Below are 21,745 nucleotides of genomic sequence, written 5' to 3'. Positions count from 1 at the left end.
ACCAGGAAGTACTCATGCTTGAACCCTAGACAGCGCTCGCTGACATCTACCTGAAGCCAATATTACTTTTCTGTCAGTTGCTGGTTGGCTGGCGTGTTTCGTTGCAGACTGCGCTTCATCATTATCCGAGAGCCACCCTCATGAGACTTCTGGTTGCTGAAGACGAACCCAAAATAGGTATCTATTTGCAGCAAGGACTCACGGAGGCGGGGTTCAATGTGGATCGCTTTACCAATGGCAAAGTGGCGCTTCAGCACGCTTTGAGCGAGGCCTATGACCTGCTGATTCTCGACGTCATGATGCCCGGGCTGGATGGTTGGGAAGTGCTTCAGAAGGTTCGTGCATCCGGGAAAGACGTTCCCGTGCTCTTTCTCACGGCGCGAGACCGTGTTGAGGACCGAGTAAAAGGACTTGAACTCGGAGCAGATGATTACCTGATTAAACCCTTCGCATTTTCTGAATTGCTGGCCCGTGTCAGAACGTTGCTGCGTCGGGGTAACGGCGCTCCCTCGCAAACCTACATGAAATTGGCTGATCTGGAGGTGGACCTGCTCAAGCGTCGGGCAATTCGTGGAGGTAAGCGCATAGACCTTACGGCCAAAGAGTTTGCGTTGCTTGAGCTGTTGCTACGACGTCGAGGGGAGGTGCTGCCAAAGTCACTTATCGCCTCCCAGGTTTGGGATATGAACTTCGACAGCGATACCAACGTTATCGAGGTTGCAGTGAGAAGGTTGAGGGCCAAGATAGATGACGACTTCGAGGTCAAGTTGATACATACCTCCAGGGGGATGGGTTACATGCTCGACGCGCCTGATTCGGAGTCGGAATGAACCGAATGTCCCTGACGACCCGCATGAGTCTGATGTTCATGCTCGCGGTAACGGCCGTGCTCACGGTCGCCGGACTCAGTTTCAATAACCTCAGCCGGCATCACTTTAAGATGCTGGATCAGCAGGCATTGAACGAAAAGCTCCACTCGACCCAGAGAATTTTGTCCGGGTTGAACAGCATCGATCAATTCAGCGATTTTAAGCCTGAACTGGAAGCGCTGCTCGGTGCTCACCTTGATTTGACTGCCCTGATAATCGATGGTGACGGCAAGCTATTGTTTGCTGATCCCGGTCCGGTAGATATTCCGAAGGAGTTCCGCACAACCACAAACAACACCGTCTGGGAGTGGCGGGAGCAAGGGCAGATGTTCCGTGGCGTGACGGCACAAGCCGTTGTGACGGGACAAGAAAAACCGTTGACCGTTATTTTGATCTTTGATGTTACTCAGCATATGTCCTTTTTCGAAACGCTTGAACGATGGTTTTGGATAGGATTAGTGATCAGCGCGTTGGTCAGCGCTGCACTCGGCTGGATGGTAGCAAGCAGTGGCATGCGGCCTATTCACCAGGTCACGCGGGTCGCTGCGTCAATGTCAGCAAAATCACTCAAAGATCGCATCCCCTTAGCACCCGTTCCCAAAGAGCTTCAGCAAATGGTGCTTTCTTTTAACGCAATGTTGTCCAGGCTGGACGATGCATTTGTCCGTTTATCGAACTTTTCCGCAGACATTGCCCACGAGCTACGGACCCCTGTCAGCAATTTGATGACCCACACGGAAGTGGTGCTTTCAAGAAAAAGGAATATTGAAGACTACGAAGACAATCTGTATTCAAATCTTGATGACTTGAAGCGTATGAGTCGGATGATTGATGACATGCTTTTTTTGGCCAAATCTGACAATGGTCTGATCACACACGAGAACAAACCAATAGATCTCGTGGAAGTCGTAGAAAAACTGCTCGAATACTACCGTCTGTTGGCTGATGAGCGAGGGATTGAACTCACGGTTTCAGGAAGGGGCAGCGTCCGAGGCGATGTCCTTATGCTCCACAGAGCCATTTCTAATCTGCTCTCTAACGCGCTTCGCTACACCTCTGAAGGGAAGACGATCAGTGTCGAAATCCTCCAGAAGGAGATGTCGGTATTGGTCGTCGTGGAGAACCACGGAGAACCCATTGCCCCCGAACATCTTGAAAAGCTTTTCGATCGTTTTTATCGCGTAGACCCAGCGCGGCGAGAAGGGAGTCCAAGCAACGCAGGGCTAGGTCTGTCGATTACTCGATCAATTATTGAAGCGCATGATGGCAAGATCTGGTGTACGTCATGTGACGGGAAAACGGCCTTTCATCTAGAGTTTCCTCGTGTTGACTTGACGGTCAGCTGAGCAACGGCGCATTTGTGATCAACGGCGATTTCTCAGCCAGCGCTCAGCGTCCACTTTTGTTATTTTTGAATGAGTGAGAACCCTAGTATCGCGGACACGCGGTCTGGTCTTTATGTCTAGCTACGCCCGCCAATTCGAGGCCAAACACCCGCGTCAAGCTGACTGAAATGTAATCGAACAGTTTGCGTTCGTGTGGCATCGTGTTCTTGCACTGTGACGTTGGGGTCTAGTGAGTTTTTCGTGTTCAACCTGCCCTAGAACACGGAGGCTACTAGCTAATCATCAGTGGTTTTAACAAGAATCGAAAAGTAAAAACTAGAAATTCCCAAACAAACCTCGAATCAACAGCTCTTGCTGTGAGGAGTCTTGCATGTCATTCCTTAAAACTACGACCGTAGCTGTTGCACTTACCGCCGGTTTGCTTCTGAGTGCAGTTGCTCAAGCACATCCAAAGCTCCTTTCTTCCACTCCGGCAGAAGGCTCGAATGCGGCGGCCCCTTCGAAAATTGAACTGCACTTTTCTGAGAATCTCACCACTCAGTTTTCCGGTGCAAAACTGATCATGACCGATATGCCTGGCATGCCGAACTCCCCAATGGGTGTTAAGGCCGCCGTCGCTGGTGGCGGTGATCCGAAAACGATGGTGATTACACCGGCAGCACCTTTGACCACCGGTACCTACAAAGTCGAATGGCGTGCTGTCTCCTCGGACACTCACCCGATCACCGGCAACTTCTCATTTAAAGTGAAATGATTTATGAGCGACTCAATAAATATTGTGGTTCGCTTTGCTCTCTATTTCGACCTGATGTTGTTATTCGGATTGGCAATTTTCGGCTTGTACAGCCTCAGGGGAAAGGAAAGAGTATCGGGCACGGTCTTGAATTTTGAGTCGCTTCTTTACGGTACTTCTGTTGCAGGTGTAGCTCTATCCCTTGTCGCCATGTTGTTGCTTGCGAAAGCAATGAGCGGTGTGTCGGAGCTTATGGAGCTACATCACCATATTTTTGAAATGGTCCTCATGGGGACTGACGTCGGGTTGACCTGGATGGTCCGAATAGCTGCCTTGGTGATGGCAATTATTGGCGTCGCACTGAATAAGCGATTTCCGACACCCAGTCTCTGGATCGTCACCGTATGCGGAGCGATTGCGTTGGCGACGTTGGCTTGGACAGGGCACGGTGCCATGGATGAAGGCAGCCGACGCTACTGGCATTTCATCGCCGATATATTCCATCTTTTAGCCGCAGGTGGCTGGTTGGGGGCTCTACTGGCATTCGCTCTACTGCTGCGGTTGAAATCGCTAAAGGGCGAACAAGAAGCTCGAATTCTTGCACGGGTGCTAACTGGTTTTGAATCGGCCGGCGCTGTGATCGTAGTGATCATAAGCATCACAGGCGTAGTGAATTATCTGTTTGTCATCGGTCCAAATCTCGATGAAGTGATGCTCAGTACGTACGGTGTACTGCTGTTTTTGAAGATCCTGCTCTTTGCCGGGATGATCGTGTTAGCCACGCTGAACCGCTTTCACCTAAGTCCGGTATTGGAGCGGTCAGTTCGAAATGGAGAATACTCTGCCGCGGTCAATGCCTTGCGCCGCAGCATGACACTCGAATTTTTAATGGCAGTCATCATAATTTGTCTTGTCGCATGGTTAGGCACTTTAAGTCCGGAAATGGAAATGAGCGCGGGATAGAGGTTGGTGACAGCCGACTAAGGAGTCTAGAAGGTGAATTGTAAGGGCCATTTCCACCGGCTACACTCCAGCCCATGAAACGCTACCTACGGTTTTGCCTGATTTTCCTGATTAGCCTGGCGCTCCCCCTCAGCGGGATGGCGGGTGTTCAGGCGCCGACTGAGCCCTGCCCCATGAAAACCATGGGCATGGCGATGATGGACGGCATGGGTCAAGACTGCTGCCATGACATGGAAAGTCCCACCGAGCACGGCAAACCCTGTAAGTCAGGCCAGGAGTGCAAGACTGGTGGCATGCTGCAAGTCTCGATCATCAAGCCTCCTATCACCTTATCCAGCCCCCTCATACTGTCCTTCTCCCTAGATTCGCATCCAGTACAAACCCCATCAGGGGTATGGCGACCGCCCCGCACTTGATTCCTGTACCACACTGAGCCTCATTCCGCGTTAGCGGGATGGCATATCTGCGTGCATGTCTTATGACGCGCGCAGTGGATCATTACAGGAATCGTGAACATGAACTCCAAGTGCTATTGCACAGGGTGGTCCCTCGTGGCCGGCCTGGCGGCAAGCGTACTAGCATTGCCGAGTCTCGCTGCTGCATTGACACTCGATGAAGCTTTGCAGCTGGCTGAAAACAATGCGCCGTCGCTGACTGCACAAGACGCGAAAATTCAGGCCGCCAGTAGTGCGGCCATCCCCGCTGGTGAACTACCCGATCCCAAGTTGCTGCTAGGCGTACAGAACTACCCCATTGGGGGGCCGGATCGCTGGAGCATCGACCAGGACTTCATGACTATGCGAATGGTCGGAGTCAGTCAGGAGATGCCCAACAGCGCCAAGCGCAAAGCCCGAATCGAGGTCGCTGATGCGGCCATTGACCGCGCCGCCGCTGAGCGCCGGGTCGAACGTCTAAAGGTTCGTCAGGCCACGGCGTTGGCCTGGATCAACAGCTACTCCGTTGAGCGTAAAGACGCGCTCTTTCAGGACTTCTACAAAGAAAACCGTCTGCTGGCTGATACCGTCCGTGCACAAATTGCCGGCGGCCGCGCTCAACCTGCTGATGCAGTAACGCCCAAACAGGAAGCGGCACAACTGGAAGAGCAGCAGGACGATCTGATTCGCCAGAGAGCGCAGGCCCGAGCGGCCCTGAAGCGCTGGATTGGCCCGGCCGCCAACGACAAACCTGTGGGCAGCTTGCCTGAATGGCCTGTCGAAGCCTCTGGCTACTCTCATAAGCTGCAACATCACCCAGAATTGGCAGCGTTTGCGCCAATGACCCGCGAAGCGCAAGCGAAGGTCCGTGAAGCCGAAGCGGAAAAACAGTCGGATTGGAGCTGGGAAGTCGACTATCAGAATCGCGGCCGACAGTTCGGCGACATGGTCAGCGTGCAATTTTCATGGGATCTACCGCTGTTTCCTGACTCTCGGCAAAACCCAAAAATTGCGGCCAAGCACGCTGAACTCAACCAGCTTGAGGCTGAGCGTGAAGCCCTTTCACGCGAGCACACCCAGCAACTGGAGGACGAGCTGGCCGACTATGAACGCTTGAATCGTGCCGTACATCGAACCCAGGACAGTCTGTTGCCCTTGGCCAAGGAAAAGGTCGAGCTCAGTATGGCCAGCTACCGCGCCGGCAAAGGCGATTTGAGCTCCGTCGTGGCCGCTCGGCGCGAGCTCATCGAAGCCCGCCTCAAACAGATCGACGTGGAAGAGCAGCGAGCGCTGACCAGTGCGCGTCTGCATTTCGCTTACGGGGAGTCCAGCCAATGAACCTTAAAAAGTGGAACGGGGCATTGTTGGTAGGCCTCTCGCTGGTATTGGGTGTCACCGGTGGTTACTGGTTCGCTCTGCAGGGAATGAGCGAAGTACCTGGTGCAGCCCCGGAGCAGAGCCTCCCCTCTCTGGACGAACGCAAAGTGCTGTATTGGTACGACCCTATGTCCCCGCAGCAAAAGTTCGATAAGCCGGGTAAGTCGCCCTACATGGACATGCAGTTGGTCCCTCAGTACGCCGACATCAAAGGGGACAGCGCAGCCGTTCGCATTGATCCAAGCCTGACTCAGAATCTCGGTGTGCGACTGGCTACCGTCAGTCGAGGTGTGTTTGCTTCGAGTCTGGACGTGGTCGGTGTGTTGACCTTCAACGAGCGGGACGTCGCCGTAATCCAAGCCCGTACGGCGGGTTTCGTCGAGCGCGTGTATGCCCGTGCTCCTGGCGACGTGATCAAAGCCAATGCCGCCTTGGCGGATATTCTTGTACCTGAGTGGGCTGCCGCTCAGGAAGAGTTCCTCGCACTCAGGCGCAGTGGCGATGCGGGCTTGCTGGCAGCGGCTCGCCAGCGCTTGCGGCTCACCGGGATGCCGGCGGCATCAATTGCTCAAGTAGAGCGCAGTGGCAAAGTCCAACCAAACCTGACCCTCACCAGCCCTATTAGTGGTGTGCTGCAAGAGCTCAATGTGCGCGAGGGTATGACGGTGGCCGCCGGCGAGACACTGGCACGCGTTAATGGTTTGAGTAGCGTCTGGCTGGCCCTGGCCGTTCCCGAGACTGAATCTGGATCGATCCTCATGGGGCAAGCGGCAGAGGCGCGTTTACCCGCGTTCCCTGGGGTTGTGCTCAAGGGCGTAGTCAGCGCGATTCTTCCGGAAACCAATCCGGATAGCCGCACACTTCGCGTCCGCGTCGAGTTGCCCAACCCAGAAGGCCGACTCAGGCCGGGTATGACCGCACGAGTGAGCCTCAATCGTTCAACGGAGGAAAACGTGTTGTGGGTGCCGAGCGAGGCCGTCATTCGCACCGGTCGACGTGCCCTGGTGATGCTCGCTGAAGACGCTGGCCGCTATCGTCCTGTTGAAGTGTTGATCGGGCAGGAAAACGATGGCAAGACGGCGATATTGAAAGGTCTGGAAGAGGGCCAGAAGGTGGTTACCTCTGGCCAGTTCCTGCTCGACTCGGAGGCCAGTCTTAAGGGCATCGTTGCAAGCTTAGAGGAACAGTCACCCACCAACGCAGCAGCCTCCAGTTTTCATGAGGCGGATGGGCAGATCGTTGAGATCAACGACAAAGAAGTCACACTCGCCCATGGCCCCTTCAAAACGCTGGGCATGCCTGGCATGACGATGACTTTCCCGCTCGCCAATCCGGCTCTGATGCAGGGCCTCAAAACGGGCGACAAGGTCCGGATTGCAGTGAGCCAGACCGACGATGGCTTGCGTGTCGAGCGCCTGGCCAAATCGGGGGGCCAGCCATGATTGCTGCCCTGATTCGTTGGTCGGTGGCCAACCGATTCCTGGTGCTACTGGCGACACTGTTCGTCACGGTTTGGGGCATCTGGTCGGTGCAGAGCACGCCCATCGATGCGCTACCTGATCTCTCCGATGTTCAGGTGATCATCCGCACCCCGTATCCGGGACAGGCACCGCAGATCGTCGAGAACCAAGTGACCTATCCATTGGCGACCACCATGCTTTCGGTGCCTGGCGCCAAGACCGTGCGCGGCTACTCCTTCTTTGGTGACAGCTTCGTTTACGTGCTGTTCGAAGACGGCACTGACTTGTATTGGGCTCGCTCGCGGGTGTTGGAGTACCTGAGCCAAATACAAAGTCGCTTGCCGGCCAGCGCCAAACCAGCGTTGGGGCCGGATGCGACAGGCGTTGGCTGGATCTTCCAATATGCGCTGGTAGATCGCAGTGGCGGACACGATCTGGCGCAACTTCGTGCACTTCAGGACTGGTTCCTCAAGTTCGAACTCAAGACTCTGCCCAACGTTGCCGAGGTGGCTACGGTGGGAGGGATGGTCAAGCAGTACCAAGTGCAGCTTGATCCGCTCAAATTGGCCAGCCTCGGTATCACCCAGGCCGAGGTGACGGAAGCGATCGGCAAGGCTAATCAGGAAACCGGTGGCGCCGTCCTGGAGATGGCAGAGACCGAGTTCATTGTGCGGGCCTCCGGCTACTTGAAGACGCTCAATGACTTTCGGGCGATCCCACTCAAGCTGGGTTCGGGCGGTGTGCCGGTGACCCTTGGCGATGTTGCCGCGATCCAGTTGGGTCCGGAAATGCGGCGTGGCATCACCGAACTCGACGGCGAAGGCGAGACTGTTGGCGGCGTGGTAATTCTGCGCAGCGGCAAGAACGCTCGCGAAACCATTGCGGCGGTCAAGACCAAACTCGACGAGTTGAAAAGCAGCTTGCCGGCGGGGGTGGAAATCGTCACCACCTACGACCGCAGCAAACTAATCGACCGCGCGGTGGAAAATCTCAGCCACAAACTGCTCGAAGAGTTCATCGTCGTCGCGTTGGTGTGCGGCATCTTCCTCTGGCACCTGCGTTCATCTCTGGTGGCAATCATCTCCCTGCCGGTGGGGGTGCTGATCGCCTTCATCGTGATGCGCTATCAAGGGATCAACGCCAACATCATGTCCCTGGGCGGAATTGCCATCGCCATCGGTGCCATGGTCGACGCTGCCGTGGTGATGATTGAAAACGCGCACAAGAAGGTTGAGGCCTGGCACGTGGCCAATCCTGGGGAGGAACTGAAAGGTGAACGTCATTGGCACGTGATGACTGAAGCGGCAGCGGAGGTAGGACCAGCACTGTTCTTCTGTTTGTTGATCATTACCCTATCGTTCATTCCGGTGTTCACCCTGCAAGCGCAAGAGGGCCGGCTATTCGGCCCGCTGGCTTTCACCAAGACCTACGCCATGGCCGCAGCGGCGGGATTGTCAGTGACCTTGGTGCCGGTGTTGATGGGCTACTGGATTCGGGGACGAATTCCCAGTGAACAACAGAACCCGTTGAACCGCTGGCTGATCCGGATCTACCAGCCGGCTCTGGATGCAGTCTTGCGACGACCGAAGATCACGCTGCTGGTCGCGTTGCTGGTTTTTATCAGCGCACTATGGCCAATGTCGCGCTTGGGTGGCGAGTTTCTTCCACCTTTGGACGAGGGCGACCTGCTCTATATGCCTTCGGCTCTGCCGGGATTGTCGGCGCAGAAAGCGGCGCAACTGCTGCAACAGACCGACCGCCTGATCAAGACCGTGCCGGAGGTCGAACATGTCTTTGGTAAAGCCGGTCGTGCTGAAACTGCCACCGACCCGGCGCCGTTGGAGATGTTCGAAACCACGATCCAGTTCAAGCCACAGGAGCAATGGCGCCCAGGCATGACTCAGGAAAAACTGGTGGAAGAGCTGGATCGAGTGGTGCGAGTTCCTGGGCTGACCAATATCTGGATACCACCGATTCGCAACCGAATCGACATGCTGGCTACGGGGATCAAGAGTCCTATTGGGGTGAAAGTTGCTGGCACCAACCTGACGGAGATTGATGCCGCGACTCAGGCGGTCGAGCGAGTGGCCAAGGGCGTACCCGGTGTCAGTTCGGCTCTGGCCGAGCGACTGACCGGTGGCCGCTATATCGACGTGGATATCGACCGCAAAGCCGCCGCCCGATATGGACTGAATATCGCCGATGTGCAATCCATCGTGGCCGGTGCTATCGGCGGTGAGAACGTCGGGGAGACCATTGAAGGGCTCGCACGTTTCCCGATCAACGTACGTTACCCTCGGGAGTGGCGTGACTCGCTCGGCGCCCTGGAGCAATTGCCGATCTACACCCCGCTAGGGAGCCAGATCACCCTCGGCACTGTGGCGAAGGTCAAGGTCAGTGACGGTCCGCCGATGCTCAAGAGCGAGAACGCACGGCCTTCTGGCTGGGTGTACATCGATGTGCGTGGTCGGGACATTGCTTCCGTGGTCGCCGATCTACGCCGGGTAGTCAACGAGCAGGTCAAATTGCAGCCCGGCATGAGTCTGAGCTACTCAGGACAGTTCGAATTTCTCGAAAGGGCCAACGCACGGCTCAAACTGGTGGTACCTGCCACTCTGTTGATCATCTTCGTGCTGCTCTATCTGACTTTCGCCCGCTTCGATGAGGCCCTGCTGATCATGGCCACTCTGCCATTCGCGCTGACTGGCGGGGCATGGTTCCTCTACCTGTTGGGGTTCAACCTGTCGGTCGCCACCGGTGTCGGCTTTATCGCACTGGCCGGGGTTTCTGCCGAGTTCGGCGTGATCATGCTGCTTTACCTGAAGAACGCCTGGACCGAACGTGAAGACCTCGGCGACAACACCGAGCATGGGCTGGTGGCGGCGATTCGTGAAGGCGCGGTGCAGCGCGTGCGACCCAAGGCGATGACCGTGGCGGTCATCATTGCTGGCCTGTTACCTATCCTGTTGGGTAGTGGTACCGGCAGCGAAGTAATGAGCCGCATCGCTGCGCCCATGGTCGGCGGCATGGTCACGGCACCCTTACTTTCTCTGTTTGTCATTCCGGCAGCCTATCGCCTGATGCGTCGCCGGCACCTCCAGGTTGTATCCACCAATCCTCAAGGAAAAGTTGTATGAAAATGACCCTGATTGCAGTTGCAAGCACCGTATTTGCGCTGTCTCTTTCCGTCCTGGCAGAGGACATGCCGGGCATGAAAATGGACGGTATGGAGGGCATGCAGATGAAGCAGGAAACAAAGCAGGCTCCAGTCGCCAACGCCGACGGAACGATCAAGTCTATCGATACTACGAAGCATACGGTGACCATCGCTCACGGCGCTGTTCCAGCTGTGCAATGGCCGCCAATGACCATGGCTTTTTCCGTTACGGAAGATCAACTGACAGGGCTGTCGATCGGAGACCGCGTATCGTTTTCCTTTCGGCTAGAGGGCGGCAAAGCCACTATTGTGTCTATTAAAAAGTGAAACAGCAGTAGTGAAGTTGGCCGGCACGCTTTGTCGTGCCGGCCATTATCACTAAATCCGCAGGTCAGAAAAAACGGTACACCTGTGATGTACTTGACTGGCTGCTTAGCCGACTACGGCCTTTCGTCTACAGCGGTTTTGAGTCGCTAGCAGTCGAGGTTCGGACTAGGTTGGATGGTGATTCCATCCAATGGAAAGTCACCAACTCGCGTTACTCTCGGCCAGCATGATCATGTCGCTTTGCGACGTTGGAACCATAAGTCCGGAAGAGCGCGACAGAATCATTCCACTCAAAACGCTCAAAATAAAACTGGTCAGCAATCAGCTCTTAACGGGGGATGAGAGCGATCGACTGTTCCGCTTTGCACACATTACCGCCATGGCCGAGGTGATCTTCGGGGAAGCAGGGAAGGCCAAACAATGGCTTTCCAAACCCAAATCCCGTTTTTCGGGCAAAAGTCCAACTGCAATGCTGACTACAACCCACGGCACACATCGGGTCGAAGAAATGCTGATTCAGGTAGCTGAGGGCATGTCATTTTGATCCAACTGCAGCTAAGTAGAACCATCACAAGCGGGTACGCGACCGCAACTATTCATTCAGCTAGCGTGCTCCGTTAAGCCGCTTACCCCCTGAATTCAATGAGCCGCTGGTGTCAAAATATTATGTTCGGCACCAGTCTCGACTTTAAATTGGCTCCTGCGGGTAGTGTCAATCTATGTTGTTATAAACTCATCCCGTCATTCGAATATCACCATGGGTTGTGTCAAGTTATGTGTCATCTGGGGAGCGCTAAAGGCCCTATAAATGACTGATTTTATTGATGTTCGTGTGTCAAGCTATGTTGTTGGGCACCAACATTAAAAATCGCAGCCAACGGTTGCGATTTTTTTTATCTGAATTGAGGACACGCCCATGGACCGATTCCAGGAAATGCAGGTCTTCGCTGCCGTCGCCCAAGACCAAGGCTTCTCGGCGGCGGCGCGGCGTTTGGGCCTGTCGGCCGCCAGCGTCACCCGCGCAGTGGCGGCGCTGGAGAAACGCATCGGTACGTTGCTGCTGACGCGCACTACCCGCAGTGTGCATTTGAGCGAGGCGGGTCAGCGTTACCTGGAAGACTGTCGGAGGATTCTCGCCGAGGTGCAGGAAGCCGAGGACTCGGCGGCGGGCAGCCACACCCAACCGCGTGGGCAATTGACGATTACTGCGCCGGTGTTGTTTGGTGAGCTGTTTGTCACGCCAGTGATGGTGAATTATCTGACGCAATTTCCAGAAGTCAGCATCAATGGGTTGCTGGTCGATCGAGTGGTCAGCATGGTCGAGGAGGGCATCGATGTCGCCGTGCGGATCGGTGAGTTGCCCGACAGTAATCAGCACGCGATTCGCGTGGGTGAGGTTCGGCGTGTGGTATGCGGCTCGCCGGAATTCCTGACGGCCCATGGTCGACCTCGACATCCTCAGGATCTGGCTCAGGCGCCGGTTATTGCGACGTCCTCTATCGGTCAGTCGAGAACCTGGCCGTTCCTCGAAGGGGGCGAGCCGCTGAGTGTTCGACCAGCGCCGCGCCTGGTGGTGACGGCCAATCAGGCGGCCATTACGGCGGCATGCCTGGGTTTGGGACTGACCCGGGTTCTGTCTTATCAGGTCGCGAGCAAAGTCGCCTCCGGTGAGCTGGAAATCGTTCTGGCTGACTTCGAACTGCCGCCCTTGCCTATCCATGTGGTCTATCAGGGGGGGCGCAAGGCCCCTGCGCGGATCCGCAGTTTTGTGGATTTTGCGGCGAGCGCGCTACGTGATCACCCGTCCTTGCAGGCGTGAGGGTTATTTCGCTGGGTGAAATAATGGATTGCGTTGGCTGGTTATTCTGTTGTTTTGGTTGCGGGTGGAAGATAGCTCCCCATCGGTGCTGAACACTGTCCAACAGCGCCACCACCCAGCGGAGTCGACCATGCAAGCCATCAAATTCTACAACTTCCCTCGTTCCGGCCACGCTCACCGTGTAGAGCTGATGCTGTCTCTGCTGCAACTACCGACCGAGCTGATCTTTGTCGATCTTGTCAAGGGCGCGCACAAACAGCCGGATTTCCTCGCGCTCAATGCGTTTGGTCAGGTGCCGGTCATCGATGATCAAGGCGTGGTGTTGGCTGACTCCAATGCGATCCTGGTCTACCTGGCACAGAAATATGGCAATGGCCGCTGGTTGCCAGCCGATCCGGTCGGCGCGGCGAAGGTTCAGCGTTGGTTGTCGATTGCCGCTGGGCCGATTGCCTTTGGTCCCGCCAGAGCGAGGCTGATCACGGTGTTTGGTGCGCCTTACAACGCTGAAGAGGTGGTCGCTTATTCCCACACCGTGCTCAAAGTGATCGATCAGGAACTGGCAGCAACGCCGTATCTGGCTGGCGCCGAGCCAACCATTGCTGACGTTTCGGCCTACAGCTACATCGCCCATGCGCCAGAAGGCAACGTGTCCTTGGAGGACTACGCCAACATCCGCGCCTGGCTGGCGCGGATCGAAGCCTTGCCAGGGTTTGTCGGCATGCCGCGCACCGTTGCCGGTTTGCAAAAAACCGCCTGATGCTTACGGCCCGACACTGTCGGGTCGTTCACACTGCGCCGATGGCGCAGGGGAGAAGCCGTTATGGACCGTTCACCCTGGCACGCCGGCGAGAAACAATTGCAGGCTCATGTGGGCATTGCCGAACGAATGGAGGTGCTCGGTCGTAAGGTGATTCGCAGTGAGATGCCGGATCAGCACCGCACGTTCTATGAGCAACTGCCGTTCATGCTGTACGGCGCGGTGGATGCCGACGGTAATCCCTGGGCCAGTATTCTTGAAGGGCCACCGGGCTTCGCTCACTCGCCCGAGCCGGGCACATTGCAATTTTGTAGCCTGCCGGGCGCGGATGATCCTGCGCAATTGACCGAGGGCGCGGCGATCGGCCTGCTGGGGATCGAACTGCACACCCGTCGCCGCAACCGCCTCAACGGCCGAGTCGGCGCGATGACGGCAAGCGGCTTCGATGTGACGGTGGAGCAGTCCTTCGGCAATTGCCCGCAGTACATTCAATTGCGGCAGTTTCGCTCGGTGCCGTTGGCGGATCCGTCGACTCGCATCGCGCAACACCTCAACGGGCTGGATGACGCGGCCAAAAACCTGATCGCGGGAGCCGATACGCTCTTTGTCGCCAGCTACGTGGATGTCGATGGTCAACGTTCGGTGGACGTTTCTCACCGCGGTGGCCAGGCCGGTTTCGTACAGGTAGAAGGCAATCGCCTGACCATTCCGGATTTCGCCGGCAACCTGTTTTTCAACACCTTGGGCAACCTGCTGCTCAATCCCCGGGCCGGTTTGCTGTTTATCGATTTCAGTTCGGGAGACCTGCTGCACCTCAGCGGTCGCACCGAAGTCATTCTTGAAGGCCCGCAGGTCGAGGCGTTTCAAGGGGCCGAGCGCTTGTGGACAGTCGAGGTCGAAAGCGTGGTGCGTCGGCCCGCCGCGCTTGCTCTGCGGTGGCGCTTCGACGGCGTGTCACCCACCAGTTTGCTGACCGGCACCTGGGCGCAGGCCAACGCCCGTCTGCAAGCCCAGGCCATGGGCGATCGTTGGCGGCCGCTGCGGGTGGCGCGCATCAAAGACGAAAGCCACAACATCCGCTCGATCTATCTGGAGCCTGCCGATGGCGCGGGGTTGCCAGTGTTTCAGGCCGGGCAGCATTTGCCGTTGCGCTTCAACATAGCCGGCGAGGTGCATATCCGCACGTATAGCCTGTCGAGCGCGCCGTCCGATGACTTTTTCCGCATCAGCGTGAAGCGTGAAGGCTTGGTGTCTTCGCACTTGCATGAACAGGTGCGCGTCGGTGATCTGTTGGAGGCCCGTGCGCCTCAAGGACATTTCACCGTGGCACCTAATGAACGTCGGCCGCTGGTGCTTCTGGCTGCCGGTGTCGGCATCACGCCGCTGCTGTCGATGCTGCGCGAAGTGGTTTACCAAGGCCTGCGCACCCGCCGCATCCGGCCGACCTGGTTCTTCCAGAGTTCGCGCACGCTGGCCGATCAAGTGTTTCGGCCTGAGCTGGATCGCTTGCTCGATGAGGCGGGTGATGCGGTCAGGGTATTGCGCCTGCTAAGCCAGCCGGAGGCAGAGGCCCGAGAGGGTGAAGACTTCGACCTGACCGGGCGGATCGACACCGCGCTGCTCAAGACCCTCCTTGCAGTGGAGGACTACGATCAGCTGGATTTCGTCCTCTGTGGTCCAAGCAGTTTTACCCAAGGGCTGTATGACAGCCTGCGGGAAATGGACATCCGCGATGCAAGGATTCACGCCGAAACCTTCGGCCCCTCGACTTTACGCCGGGTGCCGGACCCCGATGCGGTGATCATCGAGCAACCACCCGCTGCTACGACCTCGGTACCGGTGGTGTTTCAGCGCTCGGCAAAAGAGGCCCGTTGGCAACCGGACGGTGGCAGTTTGCTGGAGTTGGCGGAAAGCCGTGGGTTGCGCCCGGAATTTAGTTGCCGCGGCGGTTCCTGCGGGACCTGCAAGACTCGCCTGATCAGCGGTCTGGTGAATTATCCACAGCCGCCGGCCGAAGTGCCGGATGACGGACAGGTGCTGATTTGCTGTGCGATTCCGGCGCAGGGGTCGCAGCCTTTGGTCCTCGACTTGTAGCAGCTGCCGAGCCTGCGAGGCTGCGTTCGGCTCGGTCCGCGCTCGGGCGCAGCAGTCGTAAGATCAGACACAGCGGTCCTTCAGATACACCGTGCGCGTAGTATTGGCCCGAACGCAGCCTCGCAGGCTCGGCAGCTGCTACAAAGGATCTGATTCGGCTCAAGGGGCTTTATGTATTTTTTCGCTCGTCTGTCGGCGTTGATTGTCGCGGTGGCATTGCTCAACGGTTGCGAACGACAGGATGCGCCGCCGCTCGATCAGCAACTCTACGTCTGGCAACGACAATGGACACCGGCCCACGAATCAGCGCTGAGGGACAGCCGCGCTGACTTTTCCACCCTGCGGGTGCTGGCCTTGCAGGCATTCCCGGAGGCGGGTTGGAGCCGGGCGCGGATTGATCCGGCGCTGCTCAAGCGTGATGGTCGGCCGCTGATCGCGGTGATTCGTCTCGATGGCCAGCTCAAGTCGCTGGATCGGGACGCAGTCACCGCGCAGATCCAGCAGGTGCTCGGCGATTGGCAAGGGCAGGGCCTGAAGCTCTCCGGTGTGGAAATCGACCACGACGCCGGTAATGCTCGGCTACCGGCCTACCGCGAATTTCTTACGCAACTGCGCGCAGTTCTGCCGGCCACTATTGCGCTGAGCATCACCGCATTGCCGGCCTGGCTCGACAGTCCCGAATTACCGGCGTTGTTATCCACAGTCGATAGCAGCGTGTTGCAGGTGCACGCGGTGAGCGATCCGCGTCTTGGTTTGTTCGACCCGGATCAGGCCCGACAATGGACCAAGGCCTGGAGCCGCATTACTTCGAAACCTTTCTATCTGGCGCTGCCGGCCTATGGTGTGGCGTTGTTGCCGGGCGGCGGTGCGCCGGTAGTGGAAAGCGAAGTGCCGATCGAACGGGGCGGCAAACGCCGAGAATTGCTCGCCGATCCGCAGCAACTGAGCCGGCTTGGGACCGAGTTGCGCAACGATCCACCGGCGCATCTGGCGGGCCTGATCTGGTTCCGTTTGCCGCTGGCCAGCGACCGCCGAGCCTGGAGTCTTACTACCCTGAGCGCCGTGGCGCGTGGCGATGCACTCGATAGTCGACTGGCGCTGAAACTCTCAGTGCAGAACGACCTCTATGACATCAGCCTCAGCAATCAGGGCAACCTCGACAGCGCCTGGCCCGAACGCCTGACACTTGCGGTGCAGGGCTGTGACGGTGCCGATGCGCTGGCCGGTTATGCGTTGCAACAGCGTCCGGATCTGCTTACCTTCACCCGCCTGCGCGACGGTCGAATACCGGCCGGTGAGCAGCGCGCCATTGGTTGGGCTCGTTGCGCACATATTGATCAAGGAGGTTCGAATGTTGACCCGTAACTGGCCCCGCCATCTGCTTTGCCTGAGCCTCAGCCTGCCGCTGGGTTCGGCGCTGGCCTGTGGGCCGGATTTCCCTATGCGTCTGCTGGACAACCGCGGGCAGTCGCTGGCGGAACTGCCGGAAGGTAACTTCAGATTTGAAATCAGTCGCCTCGGGCATGCGGTCGCCGGGCTGAAGAACGTCACCGAAACCGTCTACAGCATGGATGCGCCCGACTACGCAGAACAGCGGGGTAAGGCTGAGCAATCCGGTTTGACGGCTGAACAGCAGGGGCTGGTGAAACAGTTACGCAGCCTGACTGATGCGCATGATGTCGAGATCCAGGGCACGAACCTGCCGGCTGAGCTCAAGCTTTATCTGGCCGGCGCTGTGGCATTCAATGCCGGTGATCATGGGCTAGCAGCCGAGTACTTCCAGAACGTGCTGGCATTGCCAGCGGAACAACGGGCGTTGCGCAGCACTTGGGCGGCTTATTCGTTAGGTCGGGCGCTGTTTGTCATGAGCGCGGAAGCGGACGCTGGTCCTGACCTGCTGGCTCAATCTCGAAAGGCTTTCGAGCAGACCCGTCAGCTGAGCATCGACGGTTTTAGCGATCCACTGGAACTGGGTGTCGCCAGTCTTGGCGAAGAGGCCCGCGTCGCCCGCACTGCCGGCGACTGGAACCGCGCCATCGAACTCTACGCCACGCAAAATCTTCAGGGTTCGGCGGTGGGTTACACCTCGCTGAAACTGTTGGTGGCCGACCTCGCGGCGATGCCTGACGATCAACTGGCCGTATTGCTCAACGGCAAACCGGTACAGCAACTGGTGACGGCCTCGTTGATCAGCCGACTGGGCTGGTCATTCGGCGATCAACCGCCGAACGAATTGAAACTGATCAAACTGCTGCAAAACAGCACCCGCGGTAGCCTCCATAACGCTGATCGGCTGGCGGCGGTGAATTATCAACAGGGTGATTACGCCAGCGCCAAGGCGTTCCTCGAACACGCCGGTGATGGCGGACTGGCGTGGTGGCTGCGGGCCAAACTGGCCGTGCGCGATGGCGATAAAAACGCGGCTGCCGCAGCGTATGCCAAGGCTGCCCAGGCCTTCCCGCAGAACGAGTCGTGGGGCGAGCGGCGCACGCCGGACTGGGACTTCGAAACGCTTCAGCCCAAATGCCGGGTCGAGGGTGAAAGCGCGATCCTGGCATTGCAACGCGGGGATTATCTGCAAGCGTTCGATCAGCTTTATCGCAGTAAAGATATCTACTGGTTCGACGCCGCCACGGTCGCCGAGCGGGTGTTGACCGTCGATGAACTCAAGCAATACGTCGACACTCAAGTACCGGCACCGCCACCTTTGACTCAGCAGGATCTGGATAACTACGTGCAGTTACCGGTGGCGGCGAAACTGCGCAATGTGCTCGGGCGGCGCTTGCTGCGCGAAGAGCGGTACGACGAAGCGCCAGCCTATTTCGATAACGCCGACTTACAGGCCAAGGCCAAGTGGTATGGGCAGTTGCGCCACGACGCTGAATCAAAATGGTGGCCGACCAAACGAGCATTTGCTTATTACCATGCCGCGACACTGGCCCGTTTCGATGGAATGGAGCTGTTGGGTTACGAGATGTCCCCGGATTACGCGACCTTCGGTGGCAACTACAGCTTCGAAAGCAGCGAACTCAAGGTCGGTTCATTGGTGGCTGAAGGTGAAGTCAAACGTCAACAAGCAAGCGCAGCCCAACCCGATCAGCGCTACCACTACCGTTTTGTCGCCACCGCATTAGCCAGTCGCGCAGCGGACAATTTGCCGCATACCAGTGCGGCCTTTGCGGCAGTGCTGTGTTCGGCGGCGGGTTGGAACACCAGCCTGGAAGAAGAAAGCGCCTTCTACCAACGCTATGTCAAAGATGGACCGTACGTGGATTGGGCGGTGAACTTCGGTCGCCAATGTCCTTACCCGGATTTCCCGAACGCGGACAAACGTTACGTAACCCAGGCATTGGACCCTGTTCGCTCGGCCTTGCGACCTTACAAAAAATGGCTGCAAGTGGGCGGCGTCGTGGTGTTTACAGCGATAGCGCTGGTGCTGATCAATCGCCGCAAGCGCAAGGCGCTGACGTAATCATGCCTGTTGCACAAAGGTCAGCCGCACGGCGAAGCCGATCAACAGGCTGCCAAACAGCCATTGCTGCAGGCGCTGGGCCGAAGGACTGCGTTGCAGCCAACGACCAAGCGCTGCGCCGGTCAGTGCGTAAGCACTGTCGAATAACAACCCAATGCCAACCAATACCACGCCCAGGGTCGCAAATTGTGCGAGCACTGGCCCGGCGTGTGGATCGATGAACTGCGGCAGCAGCACCGAGCAGAACAGCAATGCCTTGGGGTTGAGCAGGTTGGTCAGCAATCCGCGCTGGATCGCTGCGCGCCAGCGAGGTTTCTCGGTGGTGGCGTCTGTTCCGTTCAAGTTCGGCAGCATTGTGGTTCGCAGGCATTGAATGCCGATCCATAGCAGATACGCGGCCCCGGCCAGGCGTACCACGTCGAACGTCCAGGGCGCAGCCTTGAACAGCGCCGCCAACCCCAACGCTGCCAACGCTACATGGCAACCCCGGGCAAAACCCAAACCCACCGCAGTGGCCAGCGCCGCACCTTTCCCCTGACGAGCACCGGTCTGCAACAACAGGATCATGTCCGGGCCCGGCAACAGATAGACCACCGCCAGCGCCATGAAAAACACCCAGAGTCCTGCCACGTTGCACCCCATTCGTTGTCGATTCGGTACGGCCAGTCTAGGGCTGAAGGGCAGGGCAGGTGGTTGCGTAGTTCGCTTCTAAAATGCTTCTGGTTGGCATAACCTGCCACTCAATTGCGGGAAACCATCAGGATCTGCCAAACCATGAAACTCGACGCCTACGACCGCAAGATTCTCGCTGCGCTGCAACGGGACGGTCGCCTGAGCAATGTGCAACTGGCTGACGAGATCGGCCTGTCCGCCTCGCCTTGTTTGCGCCGGGTACGGATGCTCGAAGAAGCCGGGGTCATACGCGGTTACCAGGCCAATCTGGATCGCGACGAAGTAGGGCTTGGGCTGACGGTATTTGTCGGGGTCAAGGTCGAACGGCACAACGATGAGCAGGCCGAATCCTTTCGCCTGGCCGTGACCGCGTTGCCCGAAGTGATTTCGGCCTTTCTGGTGTCAGGGGAATCGGATTTTTTGCTGCAAGTAGTGGTGCCGGACCTGCGCGCCTATGACCGTTTTCTCACGGGGCGTTTGCTGAAATTGCCGGGCGTAAGTGACATTCGCAGCAACTTTGCGATTCATACGGTGAAGACGCCGGGGGCGTTGCCGTTGGAACATTTACCGGTCTGAGACCCAATCGCGAGCAAGCTCGCACACAGTAGTTTTGCGTCGATTACAAATCCCCCTGTGGGAGCGAGCCTGCTCGCGATAGCGGTAGACCAGCCGCCGCCAATCTCCAGCCTTACATCTGCGTCGCCATCCCCTCCACATTCATCGCCGCCTGACGCAAAGCCTCGGAGCGGGTCGGGTGTGGATGGCAGGTCAGGGCAATGTCTTCGGCAGAGGCGCTGAACTCCATGGCCACGCAATATTCGCCAATCATTTCACTGACGCTTGGTCCCACCAGGTGCACGCCGAGAATCTCGTCGGTGCGCTCATCGGCCAGTACTTTGGCGAAGCCTTCGGTCTCGTGATTGATCTTTGCCCGGCTGTTGGCGGTGAAGGGGAATTTGCCGACCTTGAAGGCACGACCTTCGGCCTTCAGTTGTTCTTCGGTCTTGCCGACGCTGGCCAGTTCGGGCTTGGTGTAGATCACGTTGGGGATCAGGTCGTAGTTGACCTCGGCCGCCTTGCCGACAATCTGCTCTATGCAGACCATGGCCTCGTCTTCGGCCTTGTGGGCGAGCATCGGCCCGGACGTGACATCGCCGATCACCCAGATGCCAGCGGCTTCGGTGCGATGACCCTTGTTGGCGAGCATGCCGCGTTTGTCCGCGGCGAGACCGACGTTTTCCAGCCCCAGGCCTTGGGTGTAAGGCCGGCGTCCGATGGATACCAGCACGTAATCCGCTTCAAGCAGTTCGGCGGTGCCACCAGCCGCGGGCTCGACGCTGAGCTGAACGCCGGTCGCCGAGGTTGTGGCGCTGGTGACTTTGGAGCTCAATTTGAAGTTGATGCCCTGTTTACTCAACGAACGTTGCAGGGTTTTACCGGCTTCACCATCCACACCAGGGCAAATCCGGTCGAGAAACTCGATCACCGTCACCTGCGCGCCCAAACGCCGCCACACCGAACCCAACTCCAGACCGATCACCCCGGCGCCGATCACCACCAGATGCTTGGGCACTTCAGTCAGCGACAGCGCGCCCGTTGAATCGAGGATGCGTTTGTTGTCGATGTCCACACCGGGCAGGGGAGTGGGCTCGGAACCGGTGGCGATGATGATGTCCTTGGCGCTCAGTTCGGTCTTGCCGCCCTGGCTGTCGGTCACCGTCACTTTGCCGGGCCCGTCGATGTGGCCCCAGCCCTTGACCCAATGGACTTTGTTTTTGCGAAACAGAAACTCGATGCCCTTGGTCAACCCGGCAACGCTTTCATCCTTTTGCTTCATCATTTGCGCGAGGTTGAGTGTGGGTTTGACTTCAATCCCCAGGTTGGCGAATTCCGCGCCCATGGCGGCGTCGTAGAGTTCGGAGGCGTGCAGCAGCGCTTTTGACGGCATGCAACCGACGTTCAGGCAGGTACCGCCGAGCGTGGCGCGTCCTTCTACGCAAACCGCTCTGAGGCCCAACTGACCGGCGCGGATCGCTGCGTTATAACCACCGGGGCCTCCGCCCAGAATCACGACGTCATAGATGCTCATGGTTGTACTCCTGGAGTGAACGGGGGTCGGAATGGGTAAACGTAGTTCTTGAGTAAAATTACGAACGTAATATGTGCGTTCCGCAGCATTTCGGTCAAGGCTTCAGCCAAGCGACAGGTTGAGCGCCTTTAGATACAGCATTTAAGAACGGAAATTTCACGGCTTTCGTTATATCG

Annotated in this window: 18 protein-coding genes; 16 read left to right on the top strand and 2 right to left on the bottom strand. The window is 57.7% G+C overall.

From position 1 onward, the window contains the following. Positions 1–140 precede the first annotated feature (140 nt). From QFX16_RS29290 to QFX16_RS29220, 15 genes are all read left to right on the top strand, one after another. Positions 141–830 carry a heavy metal response regulator transcription factor gene (locus QFX16_RS29290; protein ID WP_024078225.1) on the top strand — a complete coding sequence of 230 codons (690 nt, stop codon included), beginning with the start codon at positions 141–143 and terminating at the stop codon, positions 828–830. Continuing rightward, a complete protein-coding gene (locus QFX16_RS29285; protein ID WP_283182309.1) occupies positions 827–2,215 on the top strand; it encodes a heavy metal sensor histidine kinase in 1,389 nt (462 codons plus the stop codon). Before QFX16_RS29290 ends, QFX16_RS29285 begins: the two co-directional genes overlap by 4 nt. 370 nt (positions 2,216–2,585) lie before the next feature. Continuing rightward, positions 2,586–2,969 carry a copper homeostasis periplasmic binding protein CopC gene (gene copC, locus QFX16_RS29280; RefSeq protein ID WP_019821291.1) on the top strand — a complete coding sequence of 128 codons (384 nt, stop codon included), beginning with the start codon at positions 2,586–2,588 and terminating at the stop codon, positions 2,967–2,969. A 3-nt stretch (positions 2,970–2,972) separates the two neighbouring features. Further along, positions 2,973–3,911: a copper homeostasis membrane protein CopD gene (gene copD, locus QFX16_RS29275; RefSeq protein WP_283182308.1), complete on the top strand. Its 939-nt coding sequence runs from the start codon at positions 2,973–2,975 to the stop codon at positions 3,909–3,911. Positions 3,912–3,985: 74 nt separating this feature from the next. Continuing rightward, on the top strand, positions 3,986–4,327 hold the full coding sequence (locus tag QFX16_RS29270) for a hypothetical protein (protein ID WP_283182307.1): 342 nt from the start codon (positions 3,986–3,988) through the stop codon (positions 4,325–4,327). A 99-nt stretch (positions 4,328–4,426) separates the two neighbouring features. Further along, complete coding sequence (locus tag QFX16_RS29265; RefSeq protein ID WP_283182306.1) at positions 4,427–5,683, top strand: TolC family protein; 1,257 nt, start codon at positions 4,427–4,429, stop codon at positions 5,681–5,683. After that, positions 5,680–7,164, top strand: a complete 1,485-nt coding sequence (locus QFX16_RS29260; RefSeq protein ID WP_283182305.1) for an efflux RND transporter periplasmic adaptor subunit — start codon at positions 5,680–5,682, stop codon at positions 7,162–7,164. The genes QFX16_RS29265 and QFX16_RS29260 overlap by 4 nt, the downstream gene beginning before the upstream one ends. Then, positions 7,161–10,319, top strand: coding sequence for an efflux RND transporter permease subunit (locus QFX16_RS29255; RefSeq protein ID WP_283182304.1), 3,159 nt, complete (start codon positions 7,161–7,163; stop codon positions 10,317–10,319). The genes QFX16_RS29260 and QFX16_RS29255 overlap by 4 nt, the downstream gene beginning before the upstream one ends. Beyond that, the gene (locus QFX16_RS29250) at positions 10,316–10,666 is read left to right on the top strand and encodes a copper-binding protein (protein ID WP_283182303.1); all 351 of its coding nucleotides are present in this window, start codon (positions 10,316–10,318) and stop codon (positions 10,664–10,666) included. The genes QFX16_RS29255 and QFX16_RS29250 overlap by 4 nt, the downstream gene beginning before the upstream one ends. 190 nt (positions 10,667–10,856) lie before the next feature. Continuing rightward, positions 10,857–11,210 (top strand): antitoxin Xre/MbcA/ParS toxin-binding domain-containing protein, encoded by a 354-nt coding sequence (locus QFX16_RS29245; RefSeq protein WP_283182302.1) that lies wholly within the window; start codon positions 10,857–10,859, stop codon positions 11,208–11,210. 372 nt (positions 11,211–11,582) lie between these two features. Further along, positions 11,583–12,485: a LysR family transcriptional regulator gene (locus QFX16_RS29240; protein WP_283182301.1), complete on the top strand. Its 903-nt coding sequence runs from the start codon at positions 11,583–11,585 to the stop codon at positions 12,483–12,485. Positions 12,486–12,615: 130 nt separating this feature from the next. Next, on the top strand, positions 12,616–13,242 hold the full coding sequence (locus QFX16_RS29235) for a glutathione S-transferase family protein (RefSeq protein ID WP_283182300.1): 627 nt from the start codon (positions 12,616–12,618) through the stop codon (positions 13,240–13,242). A 63-nt stretch (positions 13,243–13,305) separates the two neighbouring features. After that, entirely contained in the window at positions 13,306–15,336 is a 2,031-nt protein-coding gene (locus tag QFX16_RS29230; protein ID WP_283182299.1) for a pyridoxamine 5'-phosphate oxidase family protein, read from the top strand. A gap of 171 nt (positions 15,337–15,507) precedes the next feature. Next, a complete protein-coding gene (locus tag QFX16_RS29225; RefSeq protein ID WP_283182298.1) occupies positions 15,508–16,701 on the top strand; it encodes a DUF3142 domain-containing protein in 1,194 nt (397 codons plus the stop codon). Further along, positions 16,688–18,808 carry a hypothetical protein gene (locus QFX16_RS29220; RefSeq protein ID WP_283182297.1) on the top strand — a complete coding sequence of 707 codons (2,121 nt, stop codon included), beginning with the start codon at positions 16,688–16,690 and terminating at the stop codon, positions 18,806–18,808. Before QFX16_RS29225 ends, QFX16_RS29220 begins: the two co-directional genes overlap by 14 nt. On the opposite strand, the gene QFX16_RS29215 is transcribed toward QFX16_RS29220, so the two are convergent. Next, positions 18,809–19,438: a LysE family translocator gene (locus tag QFX16_RS29215; protein WP_283182296.1), complete on the bottom strand. Its 630-nt coding sequence runs from the start codon at positions 19,436–19,438 to the stop codon at positions 18,809–18,811. 144 nt (positions 19,439–19,582) lie between these two features. Here QFX16_RS29215 and QFX16_RS29210 point away from each other — a divergent pair, with 144 nt between their 5' ends. Further along, positions 19,583–20,056 (top strand): Lrp/AsnC family transcriptional regulator, encoded by a 474-nt coding sequence (locus tag QFX16_RS29210; protein WP_046044944.1) that lies wholly within the window; start codon positions 19,583–19,585, stop codon positions 20,054–20,056. 112 nt (positions 20,057–20,168) lie between these two features. Here the strand turns inward: QFX16_RS29210 and lpdA are convergent, their stop codons facing one another. Then, positions 20,169–21,569 (bottom strand): dihydrolipoyl dehydrogenase, encoded by a 1,401-nt coding sequence (gene lpdA / locus QFX16_RS29205; RefSeq protein ID WP_283182295.1) that lies wholly within the window; start codon positions 21,567–21,569, stop codon positions 20,169–20,171. Between the last annotated feature and the right edge of the window lie 176 nt (positions 21,570–21,745).

This window comes from Pseudomonas svalbardensis (assembly GCF_030053115.1).
In the GTDB taxonomy this organism is placed as follows: domain Bacteria; phylum Pseudomonadota; class Gammaproteobacteria; order Pseudomonadales; family Pseudomonadaceae; genus Aquipseudomonas; species Aquipseudomonas svalbardensis.
The sequence above is the reverse complement of the archived record's forward strand: the minus strand, read 5'-3'. Positions and strand labels throughout refer to the sequence as shown.

Bases quoted from the DNA above. Each gene is read 5' to 3' on its own strand.
- QFX16_RS29260 (WP_283182305.1), top strand. From the start codon at position 5,680: ATGAACCTTAAAAAGTGGAACGGGGCATTGTTGGTAGGCCTCTCGCTG.
- QFX16_RS29250 (WP_283182303.1), top strand. From the start codon at position 10,316: ATGAAAATGACCCTGATTGCAGTTGCAAGCACCGTATTTGCGCTGTCT.
- QFX16_RS29235 (WP_283182300.1), top strand. From the start codon at position 12,616: ATGCAAGCCATCAAATTCTACAACTTCCCTCGTTCCGGCCACGCTCAC.
- QFX16_RS29245 (WP_283182302.1), top strand. From the start codon at position 10,857: ATGGAAAGTCACCAACTCGCGTTACTCTCGGCCAGCATGATCATGTCG.
- QFX16_RS29225 (WP_283182298.1), top strand. From the start codon at position 15,508: ATGTATTTTTTCGCTCGTCTGTCGGCGTTGATTGTCGCGGTGGCATTG.
- QFX16_RS29255 (WP_283182304.1), top strand. From the start codon at position 7,161: ATGATTGCTGCCCTGATTCGTTGGTCGGTGGCCAACCGATTCCTGGTG.
- QFX16_RS29240 (WP_283182301.1), top strand. From the start codon at position 11,583: ATGGACCGATTCCAGGAAATGCAGGTCTTCGCTGCCGTCGCCCAAGAC.
- QFX16_RS29285 (WP_283182309.1), top strand. From the start codon at position 827: ATGAACCGAATGTCCCTGACGACCCGCATGAGTCTGATGTTCATGCTC.
- QFX16_RS29270 (WP_283182307.1), top strand. From the start codon at position 3,986: ATGAAACGCTACCTACGGTTTTGCCTGATTTTCCTGATTAGCCTGGCG.
- copD (WP_283182308.1), top strand. From the start codon at position 2,973: ATGAGCGACTCAATAAATATTGTGGTTCGCTTTGCTCTCTATTTCGAC.
- QFX16_RS29210 (WP_046044944.1), top strand. From the start codon at position 19,583: ATGAAACTCGACGCCTACGACCGCAAGATTCTCGCTGCGCTGCAACGG.
- QFX16_RS29220 (WP_283182297.1), top strand. From the start codon at position 16,688: ATGTTGACCCGTAACTGGCCCCGCCATCTGCTTTGCCTGAGCCTCAGC.
- QFX16_RS29290 (WP_024078225.1), top strand. From the start codon at position 141: ATGAGACTTCTGGTTGCTGAAGACGAACCCAAAATAGGTATCTATTTG.
- QFX16_RS29230 (WP_283182299.1), top strand. From the start codon at position 13,306: ATGGACCGTTCACCCTGGCACGCCGGCGAGAAACAATTGCAGGCTCAT.
- copC (WP_019821291.1), top strand. From the start codon at position 2,586: ATGTCATTCCTTAAAACTACGACCGTAGCTGTTGCACTTACCGCCGGT.
- QFX16_RS29265 (WP_283182306.1), top strand. From the start codon at position 4,427: ATGAACTCCAAGTGCTATTGCACAGGGTGGTCCCTCGTGGCCGGCCTG.
- lpdA (WP_283182295.1), bottom strand. From the start codon at position 21,569: ATGAGCATCTATGACGTCGTGATTCTGGGCGGAGGCCCCGGTGGTTAT.